Raw genomic sequence first — 12643 nt, forward strand, 5'->3', positions numbered from 1 at the left:
AAGCGAGGGATTAATATGCTTGGCTTAGCAAAAGGTTTAACCTATACGTTGAAGAACTTGACACGGAAAAAAGTGACCTACGACTACCCAAATGAGCCGCTGCCGCTCCCTGATCGATTCCGTGGAATACAAAAATTCTATCCTGAGAAGTGCATTGTATGCAATCAATGCGTGACGATTTGTCCAACAGACTGTATACAATTAACAGGGAAAAAGCATCCGGACCAAACAAAAAAAGGTAAAATCATCGATACGTATGACATCAATTTTGAGATATGTATTTTGTGTGATCTATGTACGGAGGTTTGTCCTACTGAAGCGATAGTGATGACGAATCAATTTGAACTGGCGGAATACAGCCGTGAACAGTTATTTAAAAATCTGGAGTGGCTGGATGAAAATGATGAAAATATCCGGAAGGTGAATAAAGTATGAGTTTGTCCGGTGAATTAATTGCATTTTTGGGTTTGGCACTCGTCGCCATATTAGGCGGTGTGCTGCTAATTACGTTAACAAAAGTGGTACACATGGTAATTGCCCTTGTCTTTACATTTCTAAGCATTGCAGGCATTTATATGCTGCTCTCGGCAGAATTTGTGGCAGTCGTACAAATCTTAATCTATTCTGGGGCAATTACGATCGTGATGTTGTTTGGAATTATGCTGACTAAACATCAAGAACGCGAAGAACCGTCAAAAGGGAGGTGGGGAAAATTCTCTTTGCTGCTAGCGGTTGCTGGATTTGCTGTGGCAGTTTATCTGGGTATTTACAATCTGCATATACCTGTTCAGCCAACGACCTTGCATGAGGAAAATACGAAACAAATTGGCATTGAGCTGTTTTCCAAATATGTGATTCCGTTTGAAGTGATGTCTGTTCTCCTGCTTGTTGCTTTAGTAGGTGCCATTGTGTTAGCAAAAAAAGACGATAAGGATGAGGAGGGAGATCAATTATGACAGGAGTTCCCTTGTCGGCTTATCTGGTATTGGCACTAGTTTTATTTTGTATTGGACTGTATGGCGCATTGGTAAAAAGAAATGCGGTCATTGTTTTGATTTCCATTGAGCTGATGCTGAACGCTGCGAATATCAATTTGGTTGCTTTCAGTAAATTTGGAGTAACGCCATCCATTACTGGTCAAGTGTTTTCATTATTTACAATTACAATTGCTGCAGCCGAGGCAGCTGTTGGGCTGGCCATATTAATGGCCCTTTATCGTAATCGTAAGACGGTCAATGTTGATGAAATGGATTCAATGAAGCATTGAAGGTTTATATAAATGAAGAAGGGGATTTGATACGATGATGGAGAATGCTTGGCTCATACCGATCTTCCCACTCGTCACGTTTCTGGTTCTGCTTCTATCAGGCAGGAGATGGCGAGAACAAGGAGCCTATATAGGAATATTATTAACGCTAGCTTCGTTTATTTTATCGCTGCTTGTCTTGATAGAACGGTTTAAAGAACCTACTTATAAAGTAACGATAGATTGGCTTTCCATCGGTGGGACGCAACTTACGGCAGGATTTGAAATCAATCAGCTTAATGCCTTGATGCTCGTGATTGTTTCACTTGTTAGCCTGCTTGTCCAGATTTACTCGAAGGGGTACATGTACGGTGAAGAGCGATTCTCCATTTTCTATGCATACCTTGGTTTCTTCACCTTTGCAATGCTTGGGCTTGTCATGGCACCCAATTTATTGCAACTCTATTTCTTCTGGGAATTGGTCGGGGTTGGATCCTTCCTATTGATTGGGTTTTACTTTTATAAACAGGAAGCAAAGAAGGCTGCGAAGAAGGCCTTTATTATGACCAGAATAGGTGATGTAGGGCTTTTAATTGGCGTTATTCTACTATTCTGGGAAACTGGTAGCTTTGAATATGGAGAGATCTTTCAAGCTGTTCAAGCTGGCGAGATTTCAGTTGGAAGGTTGACGTTGATTGCTGTTCTGATTTTTATCGGTGCGGTTGGGAAATCGGGACAGTTTCCTCTTCACACTTGGCTTCCTGATGCAATGGAAGGTCCGACTCCTGTATCTGCACTGATTCACGCAGCAACTATGGTTGCAGCAGGAGTTTACTTGGTAGCCACTATGTTTCCGTTGTTTCTGGCAAGCGTTACAGCAATGCACGTCGTAGCAGTAACGGGTGGATTTACAGCCATCTTTGCCGCAAGCATTGCTCTTGTGCAAAAGGATGTTAAGCGTGTGCTAGCCTATTCGACGATCTCCCAACTTGGCTTTATGATGCTAGCTTTAGGTACGGCTGGATATGTGGCAGGGGTGTTTCATTTAATGACTCATGCTTTTTTTAAAGCATTGCTGTTTTTAGCAGCAGGAAGTGTAATTCATGCTATACATACACAGAACATAGAAAAAATGGGTGGGTTATGGAAAAGGTTGAATTGGACAGGACCGCTTTTCTTGATTGGAACTTTGGCTATATCGGGGTTTCCCTTGCTGTCGGGGTTTTTCAGTAAAGATGAAATTCTTATGTCAGCCTGGGAGCATGGGGATTATCTCCTATTTACACTTGCAGTGATTACATCTTTTTTAACCGCATTTTATATGTTCCGCCTGTTTTTCATGATATTTGCAGGAGAATCACGAAGTTCAGTTAATCAGGTTAAGGAATCACCTTCAATCATGTTACTTCCTATGTTTGTTTTGGCGTTGCTTGCTGTGATTAGTGGATATATTCAAACCCCATGGTTCGGAACATTCCTGGGTGATTGGCTAGTCGAAGGAAATGAAAAGCTGCTTGGCGCTAGCCATAATGAGGGACCTGTGTGGATTATGTTTATGGCCGTGTTTGTATCGCTTGCTGGCATATTACTTGCTTATATGATGTACGCTAAAAAGAAGATACCCCGGGACTGGCTCTTCAAAGAGAACTCCAAATTATATAAAGTTATAGATAATAAGTATTTTATTGATGAGATTTACTTTTTTACTGTAGGCTATGCAATTAAGGGCTTTAGTTTATTTCTTTCTTATATTGAAAAGTTCATTGTCGGGGGATTGATCTCAACAGTGACAAGTTCAATAGAGGGGCTAGGGAAAATAGGGTCTAAACTGCAAACAGGACAGGTGCAGCAGTATGGCATGATCGCCTTTCTTGGGCTCGCGGTACTATTGGTCATCTTTGCGTTGACAGGGGGGTATTTAAGATGAATGTCTATTTGCTCTCACTATTAGTGTTTTCTCCGCTACTTGGCATTGTAATGGTTGCCATTATGCCGAAAAAAGAGGAAAGAACGATCAAGCAATTCGGCTTTTTTGGAACACTGCCTCCCCTTATTCTCTCGTTATTTCTATTTAGTCAATATTATTCGGGTGTGGCACTCTCTTCCTTTGATACCAAGATTAATTGGATCCGATTTGGAAATTTGGCGATGTATGACCCTAAATTGTTTACCGTTAATTTTGAATTGGGTCTGGATGGGTTAAGTCTCATCTTTATATTACTGACAACAATCGTTTCGTCGCTAGCAGCGATGGCCTCCATTTATATAAAACAAGAGTGGAAAGGGTATTACCTTTTATTTCTAATTTTAGAGATTGGTATGCTCGGTGTCTTTACAGCAGAAAACTTAATTCTTTTTTTCATCTTTTTTGAAATGACGTTGATTCCGACATTCTTTTTAATTGGGAGATGGGGATTTTTAGAGAAGGAGAAAGCATCTTATAGTTTCCTAATTTATAATGGCATTGGTTCGGCGGTTCTATTGGTGGCTATTTTGATTTTGTTTGCTCGGACAGGAACGACGAATATTGAGGCTTTGTCTCAGATGATGACGATGGGCGGCGTCTCGCTCTTTGCACCAATTTCCGGTTCGATGAAGTATGGATTATGTTTGGCCTTCATCATAGCTTTTGCGATTAAGCTGCCCGTATTTCCCTTCCACAGCTGGATGGTGCGGGTTCATGCCGAGGCACCGCCCTCCATTGTTATGATTCATGCAGGTGTCCTTTTGAAAATAGGGGCATACGGAATCATCCGGTTTGGAATGGGGATTTTCCCGGAACAATATAAAAGCCTGGCTTTTATCGTTGTACTTTTTGGAGTCCTAAGCTTGTTGTATGGTGCATTTTTAGCGTTATTGCAAACGGATTTCAAGCTCGTTTTAGCATATTCCTCGGTTTCCCATATGGGAATCGTTATGATGGGGCTGGGTGCCTTGAACGAATCGGGTATTCAGGGAGCCATCTTTCAAGTTATCTCACATGGATTAATTGCTGCTTTGTTGTTTTTCTTGGTTGGCGTGTTGTATGAGCGGACGGGCACAACCATGCTTACTAAACTTGGCGGCTTGACAAAGTCGATGCCAATATTTTCTGGACTTTTGTTAGCTGGCGGGATGGCTTCCCTCGGTTTGCCTGGGATGTCTGGCTTCATCAGTGAATTTATGGTATTTCTCGGCTTATTCAAGAGTCAGCCATTGTTTGCGGCAATCGGAGCTCTGGGACTTGTTTTAACGGCTGTCTATATGCTGAGAGCGGTCCTGATGATAACGTTTGGTAAAAGTAATAGCTTGGTAGAGAAAGAGAAACATGACCTTAAGGGGCTGGAGTTTGTGCCAACTGTGGTACTTCTCGGGTTGATTATATCGGTTGGGGTGTACCCAAATCTATTAGGCGGGCCTCTTCAAGAAACGATTGATGCCATGATGCTAGCGCTAGGGGGGCGATGAAGGATGGATTGGAACACAATGCTTTCTTACAATTGGGGAGCGATGATGCCAGAATTCATCATCCTTGGAACGGCCATGATTCTTTCGATATTGGATTTATTCTGGCCAAAGCATTTTAATCGAAGGAAACTTGCATGGCTCGCGTTAACCGGAATTATTCTGGCATTTTTGTCACTGATTAGCTTATTTTCCTTTGAGACTGTAAGCATCTTATCCGATACATTTCGTTTAGATTCATTTGCAAAAGCATTTAAGCTAATCTTATTATTCGGAGCGGGTCTTGTCATCCTCCTTGCTGAAAGCTACGAGCCCCAAGAGGGATTGCAGGAGCATCGCGGGGAATTTTATTATCTGTTCCTGACCGCATTGCTTGGGGCGATGATTATGACCTCAAGCGGTGATATGATAACCTTGTTTGTTGGGCTAGAACTACTTTCACTTTCTTCTTATATATTAGTAGGAATACGTAAACATAATAGAAAGTCTAATGAAGCGTCTATGAAATATGTGATTAACGGCGGTATTTCTACGGCAATCACTTTGTTCGGAATGAGCTATTTATATGGAGTGACCGGTTCGGTAAATCTAGGGGAGATGAGCCGGACGATGGCCGCTATGACGGATGGCCAGCTGCAATACATTATGGGTCTCGCTTTCTTCATGGTTTTTGTTGGTTTATCCTTTAAGATTGCTGCTGCTCCGTTTCATATGTGGGCGCCGGATGTCTATGAGGGAGCACCTACTCCTGTGGTTGCCTTTTTAAGTGTCATCTCGAAAACTGCAGGATTCGTCATCATCCTGCGTGTCTTCCTTTCACTGTTTCTAACCGCTCCCGGTGATACATTCGGAGCACTCGACTTTTTGGAAAAAAATAATATCTATATAGCTTTTGTGGCAGGTCTGACAATCATTATTGGAAATGTAATTGCATTAAGACAACAAAACTTAAAACGGTTATTTGCCTTTTCTAGTATCGCCCATGCCGGTTACCTCCTTGTAGCGGTAGCGACAATGGGCGGTGGCTACTTCTTAATGGATACTGTCTGGTTTTACTTACTGGCATATTTACTAATGAATATCGGCGTATTTGCGGTCATTCAACTGCTTTCCAGTCAAAGTGGCTCAGAGGACATAAGTATTCTGGCAGGGCTTGGGGGGAGATCTCCATACCTTGCCATAGCATTTACTGTCTTTATCCTCTCGTTAGCTGGAATTCCTGGAACGACAGGGTTCATCGGCAAACTGAATATTTTTCTTGGAACATTCATTACTGAACCTGGACATTATGTCCTTGCAGGGATCATGATTGCAGGTACAATTGTGTCCTATGTGTATTATTTTGGATTATTGGTTCAAGTCTTTTTCCGCCCCATTCATTCAGACAAGGTAATTAAAATTCGATCCGGTCTGTCCACCGTTATAATTATTTGCCTAGTAGGTACCATCCTTTTCGGGATAGTTCCTAATCTAGCCTTGGATTTTCTCCATAATCAATTTGGGGATTTTACAGACTTTATTTCGAGTGAATGATATAATGCCTGTATCAGAGGCTTGTTCCATTGGATCAAGCCTCTATTTACAGTTTCAAAAAGATATTTTGCAATTCTTCCTTTTATATTCCAAATTCGAAGGGGTTTTGTGTTAGAATAGAAGACGGGTGTCTTTTAGGAGGTATGTACATGTTTTCAACAATGGGACAGCAGGCTTTAACAGGAATAATTGCACACTTGTTTTTCATTGCAGTTACCTGGTGGGCTTTACAGGCATTACACTTTGATAAAATTTTAAGATCCAATTCAGTCATCAAGGCCAGGGTTTTATATATTTTATTAACGGTTGCCATCGGTTCAGTTGTTAGTAATTTCTTCCTTGACTACCTGGGATTTGCGAACCAACTCCCATATATGTTTAGTGATGATTAATAAGCTGTAAGACTCTGCTTATAGCAAAATATGATTCTACTCTTGTATTCGCCATACTTCCCCTGCTATTAATAATATCAGGTAGTGAGGTGTCACCAATTGTCGGAAAACACGAAGTATGAACTCTCTCCTTGTGGAAAGAATGTATAAAAGGGGAGGGATTTAACATGCATAATTGGAACAAAAAAATGTTAACATACATAGTATTTCTTGGTTTGATGGTGATTTTAATTGGGAATAGAACGATTGTAGCAGAAAGTAAAACCGATATAGTTAAGTTGGTGGAACTGCTACAACAGGATAAGGATTTAAACATAGGAGAATGGTCTGTATATGCTAGAGAAATAAATAAAGAGATTGCAACTAAACAAGAGTTTGAAAGAGAAGTATCAGTTTTAAAACAAAAATACCCTCAATTTCAATGGTACCGGGAAGATGATGCTTCCGGCTGGAAGGCTGAGGCGTTAATTCACAATGTCGATTCAGGTCTAACCGAGTCTATTAAAATAATGACAACGGAAGAGAAATTTGATAAAGTTACCTATGTTATTTACGAAGTGAAGGGGCAAAAGTGGAGAAAAGGTAATTCAGCCTTCTTTACAACAACGTTCCAGAACAGGGTGAATGACCTATTTATAGGAACTCCTTCAATTTTTTCTTGTATAAAAGGGTCTATCAATGATAATATGGATTCGGTTTTAAACTCTAAAACTGAAGATCTGTTAGATATGTTCCAAGCAAGGGAAATTGAGAGTGTGCATGAAACAAACTTTACATCTATATCTGCACATTCAACATTGTTTAAACAACCTTTGACAAAAGAAAAATTAAATTTGCAGTTTGGGCTACGGACAGAAGGATTGGGTGACAGAACGAACTTTGTAGTTGGCACACCAATCATAACGTTTGAATATTAATATAGAGAAAATGGACGCGGAGGGGAATACTTTTGGAAAAAATCATCGTCCGCGGCGGAAATAGGCTTAGCGGGACAGTTAAAGTAGAAGGTGCTAAAAACGCCGTTTTGCCAGTTATCGCTGCAACATTATTAGCAAGTGATGGGAAAAGTATCATTAAAGATGTTCCTACGCTCTCCGATGTATATACAATCAACGAAGTATTGCGCAACTTAAATGCAGATGTTGCCTTTCATGACAATCAAGTAACTGTAGATGCATCAAGAGAGTTATTAGAAGAAGCACCATTTGAATATGTACGTAAAATGAGAGCTTCCGTTTTAGTGATGGGCTCATTATTAGCAAGGAATGGCCGGGCCCGCGTTGCTCTCCCTGGTGGTTGTGCCATCGGTTCTCGTCCTATCGATCAACATTTAAAGGGCTTTGAAGCGATGGGAGCAAAAGTGAAGGTCGGTAACGGTTTCATTGATGCCGAAGTTGAAGGCAGACTTAAGGGTGCAAGAGTGTACCTTGACTTCCCAAGTGTAGGTGCCACTGAAAATATCATGATGGCAGCAACACTTGCTGAAGGTACGACTATACTTGAAAATGTGGCCAAAGAGCCTGAAATTGTAGATCTTGCGAATTTCCTTAATAAAATGGGTGCCAAAGTCAGAGGCGCTGGTACGGGTACAATGAGAATCGAAGGTGTCGATAAATTATATGGCACTGAACATGCGATTATACCTGACCGCATCGAGGCTGGTACGTTTATGACAGCGGCTGCTCTTACCGGTGGTAACGTTCTTGTTCAAGGAGCTGTGCCTGAACATCTTACTTCCCTTATTGCGAAAATGGAAGAAATGGGCATTACAATCCTTGAGGAAGAAGATGGATTGCGTGTTATCGGTCCAAAAACCTTGAAGGCTATTGATATTAAAACAATGCCGCATCCTGGTTTCCCAACTGATATGCAATCACAAATGATGGCATTATTATTGCGTGCTGAAGGAACAAGTATGATTACGGAGACAGTGTTCGAAAACCGTTTTATGCATGTTGAAGAATTCCGCCGCATGAATGCGAATATAAAAATTGAGGGTCGTTCTGTTATTGTGAATGGACCAACTAATATTCAAGGTGCTGAAGTGGCTGCAACTGATTTACGTGCTGCTGCTGCGCTTATCCTGACTGGATTAGTTGCGGATGGCATTACTCGTGTTACAGAATTAAAGCATCTTGACAGAGGATACGTAAACTTCCATGGTAAATTAGCATCTTTAGGTGCTGATGTGGAGCGTATTAACGAAGAAGTACCTTCAGAAACGAAAAAAATTGCCGATTTAAACGCATAAGATATCTTAAAAAACCCATTCTCGCTTCAGTCATTGAAGTGTGAATGGGTTTTTTGTTTTGTTCTAGTATTAAAACTTCTAACTCAGTAACTGTCGTTTTTCTATTCATAAAAGCTTGTCCTTCGACATACATATGTTATGTAGAGATACCTGCTGGATGGGAGAATATCAGCAGAGAACAAGTGTAGGGAGGCCCAGGATTTGAAAGCTATCAAACCGATGATTGTACTATTTATAGCAGTATCATTTGTGATTATTATGATTCCAGCAGTGCTTGTGCTTCCATTTTCAAGTGATAAGACAAGTGGAAAGTTAGACGAACAATTAGAACAGAAAGCAAAGGAAGAGGGTAAAGAAGTGAGTACAAATGAAATGAGTGCCGTTGAAGTTGCTGTTTACCGTACATCTGCTAAAAAGATTCAAAAACTGCCGATTGAATCGTATTTGGCTGGAGTGGTTGCAGCTGAAATGCCGGCGGATTTTGAGGAAGAAGCATTGAAGGCCCAAGCATTGACAGCCAGAACTTACATTGTAGATCAGCTAATAAACGATAATCGAATGGGCTTGCCAGACGGTGCAGATGTGAGCGATACGGTAATGCATCAAGTTTATATGAATAATGATGAGCTAAAAAAGCAGTGGGGCTCTGATTATAAATGGAAGATGAAGAAAATTAACAAAGCTATTAAGGAAACACAAGGCCAAATTCTAACCTATAATGGAAAACCAATTACAGCGACTTTTTTTTCAACCAGCAATGGGTATACAGAGAATTCCGAGGACTATTGGGAAGCAGAGTTTCCTTATTTAAAAAGTGTATCCAGTCCATGGGATAAAGAATCACCAAAGTTTTATAATAAAATGGTAGTGGACGCTGCGGATTTTGAAAAGAAGCTAGGCGTAAGTCTATCATCAGGGACAACAATAGGGACTGTCATTGAAAGAACATCAGGTAATCGTGTAGGTGTAGTTGAAATCGGCGGAAAGAAATTGACAGGGAAGCAGATTCGTGAAAAGCTCGGATTGAAGTCATCTGATTTTAACTGGGAGCGCCAAGGCAACCAAATTGTCATCACGACCAAAGGATATGGACACGGAGTTGGAATGAGTCAATACGGTGCTAACGGAATGGCCCGGGAAGGAAAAAGCTATGAAGATATTGTAAAGTACTACTATAAAGGGGTAAAAGTACAGTCTTCTAGCAAGTGGATGAATACAATGACGGCGAAAAAATGAGAGATGGGATTCCCCATCTCTCATTTTTTTCCGCCTAATTTTTCTATAATAGTTAAAAAGCCACGTTTGTGCTTGAAATAGTGGTAGTGAACATGAAAATAGACAGCCAATACTCCGATGATATCTTTGATTACATCTATTAAGGTGGCGGAACGGTAGGGAATGAAAGATTGATGATATTCATCTACAATACCGTATAAGCCTGCCACAAGGGCTGCCAACAAGCTTAGCGTTGGCTTCAGTTTTTGGTTTGCTGCAAGAGCAGAAACGAATAGTATGTACAAAATTGCAAATTCGACTAAATGAAGTGCCTCTTTGATAAATCGGTCCGTTGATGATGAGGGGATATCAAGAATAACATCATCAGGAAGGCTGGACATTGTCCAAATGGCAATCATATATAAAAAAGGTAATAACGTTAACACGAGTTTAAAGGCTTTTTTCATAAATTAAACATCCTTCAACAGTAAGATACAAAACATTTTACCATTCTACGAATAAAATCGGTTTCTTTTCCACAAAATAAATCTAAAAAATTTTTTACCAAAATGTATATAATCTTAGCAAAATGTTCAGAATGATTGCTGAGGTGATTAATATGAGAGAGGAAGAAAAGAAACCAACTTCCAAAATCCGACGTATACTTAAACAACGTTGGGCATTATCAGCAATCTATATCGCAAGTGCAGCCATAATCTTAGCCGCGGCCTTCTTATTACAAAATAGTTTTGATGATTCAGCTAATGACGGTAAAGAGGACTCAGCTGAAACAGGAAAAAACTACGAACAGCCTTCAGTCGAGGTCAATAGTAATCTTGAGACAATCAAGATGCCTGTAGCCAATGCCGACAAAACGGTAATTAAAAAACAATTCTATGATGTGAATGCAGATGAAAAGGCACAAGAAGAAGCTTTGGTTTTCTACAACAATAGATATGAGCAAAACAAAGGTATAGACATTGCAATGGAAGATGGAAAAGCTTTCGATGTAAAAGCATCGCTAAGTGGAAATGTAACGAAAGTTCAAGACGATGCTTTGCTTGGCAATTTAATCGAAGTTGAGCATGAAGATGGTGTCGTTACTCGTTATCAATCAGTGAAAGATATCAAAGTTGCGGTTGGTGACAAAGTGAAACAAGGGCAAGCTATTGCTACTGCTGGAAAAAGTCAAATCAATGAAGAAGCAGGCGTGCATGTCCACTTCGAAATCAGAAAAGATAACATTGCATTAAATCCAATTGATTTTGTTGATAAACAAGCATCTGCCATTCAATCAGCAACTGAAACAGAAGGCAGCACACTTGACGATTCAACTGAGAAAGAAGAAACACCAGCAGTTGACGAATCTAAAACTGAGAAAGAAGAAACACCAGCAATTGACGAATCAGAAACTGGAACAGATGAAACGCCTGCAGTTGATGAAACTGAAGAGGGCACAGATTTAGAAAGTGGTACTGATAAGGAAGGCTCTACTCCAGGTGAAGATTCTACTGAGAAAAGCGATTCCTTGAAAGATTCGTTAAATCAATCTAATTAAGATTAAGATTAAGATTTTTAATAAAATCAAAACATAAACCTTGAGCGTTTCGAATGACAACAACTGAAAATTTGGTAAAAGGAAGCCGTTCATTTTGAACGGCTTCCTTTTTTTCTTTCGAGGAAATATTGGTTCAAACGATGAAACCCTCGCCCTTCCGACAAATTTCTCGGGAAATAATTTGTTTTTAAGGAAAATAAACAGATAAATCTTAGAAATAAATCTAATTCACATGTCCCATTAGGCATATATTCTTAACCAAGCTAATAAGATGTTATAAACCATGAAAAGAGAGTGTTTGAGGTGAGGAATCGTTTATTACAAATTATCTAATAGTTGAATAATTCTATCTTTCATTGTTTATAGGGCAGCGGTATTCGATTCGAAAAATACGAATCTCATTTCACACTTCTCACATCCAATTTGGGGAGGTCGAGTGGTGTGCACGATTACATCAAAGAAAGAACTATCAAGATAGGAAAGTATATCGTGGAAACTAGAAAAACAGTTCGCGTCATTGCAAAAGAGTTCGGAGTCTCTAAAAGTACAGTGCATAAAGACTTAACGGAGAGGCTGCCAGAAATTAATCCTGATTTGGCTAACGAAGTGAAGGATATATTGGATTATCATAAATCCATTCGTCACCTTCGAGGTGGAGAAGCGACAAAATTAAAATATAAACGATCTGAAAGAGAAGAAGAAATCGTTAAATAAGTATTTAAATTGATTCCGGTATTTGGAAGTGATTCGAGAAATTAGGGAATAGATAAAGAGGACATGAAAATGTGTCATCTTTCTAAAACCTTGATTATGAATCTCCATGCCGGGATTTTTTTATTGGGTAATAGTATGAGAAAGTGATTATGGAATATATGTAGATGTATTGACGATGTTTCATATTGGTTATTTAGGAAAAAATAGTATATGTTTGTGTTTATTTATAATTCATACTTACTTGTGTCAATACGATATGGTAAAATAAACAATTAGGACAGAAGTAGGTT

Annotated in this window: 13 protein-coding genes; 12 read left to right on the top strand and 1 reads right to left on the bottom strand. The window is 39.7% G+C overall.

Going from position 1 to position 12643, the window contains the following annotated elements:
- Positions 1-15 precede the first annotated feature (15 nt).
- The 10 genes from nuoI to spoIID all read left to right on the top strand — a co-directional run bounded on the left by nuoI (position 16) and on the right by spoIID (position 10102).
- The gene (gene nuoI / locus AC1DUW_RS00755) at positions 16-435 is read left to right on the top strand and encodes an NADH-quinone oxidoreductase subunit NuoI (protein ID WP_053348494.1); all 420 of its coding nucleotides are present in this window, start codon (positions 16-18) and stop codon (positions 433-435) included.
- Positions 432-956, top strand: coding sequence for an NADH-quinone oxidoreductase subunit J (locus AC1DUW_RS00760; protein WP_053348495.1), 525 nt, complete (start codon positions 432-434; stop codon positions 954-956). The genes nuoI and AC1DUW_RS00760 overlap by 4 nt, the downstream gene beginning before the upstream one ends.
- Positions 953-1267: an NADH-quinone oxidoreductase subunit NuoK gene (gene nuoK / locus AC1DUW_RS00765; RefSeq protein WP_056524221.1), complete on the top strand. Its 315-nt coding sequence runs from the start codon at positions 953-955 to the stop codon at positions 1265-1267. The genes AC1DUW_RS00760 and nuoK overlap by 4 nt, the downstream gene beginning before the upstream one ends.
- Positions 1268-1301: 34 nt before the next feature.
- A complete protein-coding gene (nuoL, locus tag AC1DUW_RS00770; protein WP_053348497.1) occupies positions 1302-3173 on the top strand; it encodes an NADH-quinone oxidoreductase subunit L in 1872 nt (623 codons plus the stop codon).
- A complete protein-coding gene (locus AC1DUW_RS00775) occupies positions 3170-4693 on the top strand; it encodes an NADH-quinone oxidoreductase subunit M (protein ID WP_053348498.1) in 1524 nt (507 codons plus the stop codon). Before nuoL ends, AC1DUW_RS00775 begins: the two co-directional genes overlap by 4 nt.
- Before the next feature lie 3 nt (positions 4694-4696).
- Positions 4697-6223 carry an NADH-quinone oxidoreductase subunit NuoN gene (gene nuoN / locus AC1DUW_RS00780; protein WP_477641799.1) on the top strand — a complete coding sequence of 509 codons (1527 nt, stop codon included), beginning with the start codon at positions 4697-4699 and terminating at the stop codon, positions 6221-6223.
- A 149-nt stretch (positions 6224-6372) separates the two neighbouring features.
- Positions 6373-6615, top strand: coding sequence for a DUF1146 family protein (locus AC1DUW_RS00785; RefSeq protein WP_053348500.1), 243 nt, complete (start codon positions 6373-6375; stop codon positions 6613-6615).
- A gap of 167 nt (positions 6616-6782) precedes the next feature.
- A complete protein-coding gene (locus tag AC1DUW_RS00790; protein ID WP_053348501.1) occupies positions 6783-7532 on the top strand; it encodes a YwmB family TATA-box binding protein in 750 nt (249 codons plus the stop codon).
- Positions 7533-7564: 32 nt separating this feature from the next.
- On the top strand, positions 7565-8866 hold the full coding sequence (gene murA / locus AC1DUW_RS00795; RefSeq protein WP_053348502.1) for a UDP-N-acetylglucosamine 1-carboxyvinyltransferase: 1302 nt from the start codon (positions 7565-7567) through the stop codon (positions 8864-8866).
- A 201-nt stretch (positions 8867-9067) separates the two neighbouring features.
- Complete coding sequence (gene spoIID, locus AC1DUW_RS00800; protein ID WP_477641800.1) at positions 9068-10102, top strand: stage II sporulation protein D; 1035 nt, start codon at positions 9068-9070, stop codon at positions 10100-10102.
- 20 nt (positions 10103-10122) lie between these two features.
- Here spoIID and AC1DUW_RS00805 read toward each other — a convergent pair whose 3' ends face one another.
- A complete protein-coding gene (locus AC1DUW_RS00805) occupies positions 10123-10548 on the bottom strand; it encodes a VanZ family protein (RefSeq protein ID WP_190270575.1) in 426 nt (141 codons plus the stop codon).
- Positions 10549-10700: 152 nt separating this feature from the next.
- Here AC1DUW_RS00805 and AC1DUW_RS00810 point away from each other — a divergent pair, with 152 nt between their 5' ends.
- Together AC1DUW_RS00810 and spoIIID are read left to right on the top strand one after the other, a co-directional pair.
- Positions 10701-11639 (top strand): stage II sporulation protein SpoIIQ, encoded by a 939-nt coding sequence (locus tag AC1DUW_RS00810; protein WP_053348505.1) that lies wholly within the window; start codon positions 10701-10703, stop codon positions 11637-11639.
- Positions 11640-12080: 441 nt separating this feature from the next.
- Positions 12081-12353 carry a sporulation transcriptional regulator SpoIIID gene (gene spoIIID, locus AC1DUW_RS00815; RefSeq protein WP_034315767.1) on the top strand — a complete coding sequence of 91 codons (273 nt, stop codon included), beginning with the start codon at positions 12081-12083 and terminating at the stop codon, positions 12351-12353.
- The last annotated feature ends 290 nt before the right edge of the window (positions 12354-12643 follow it).

This window comes from Peribacillus sp. P4_C12 (genome assembly GCF_056402095.1).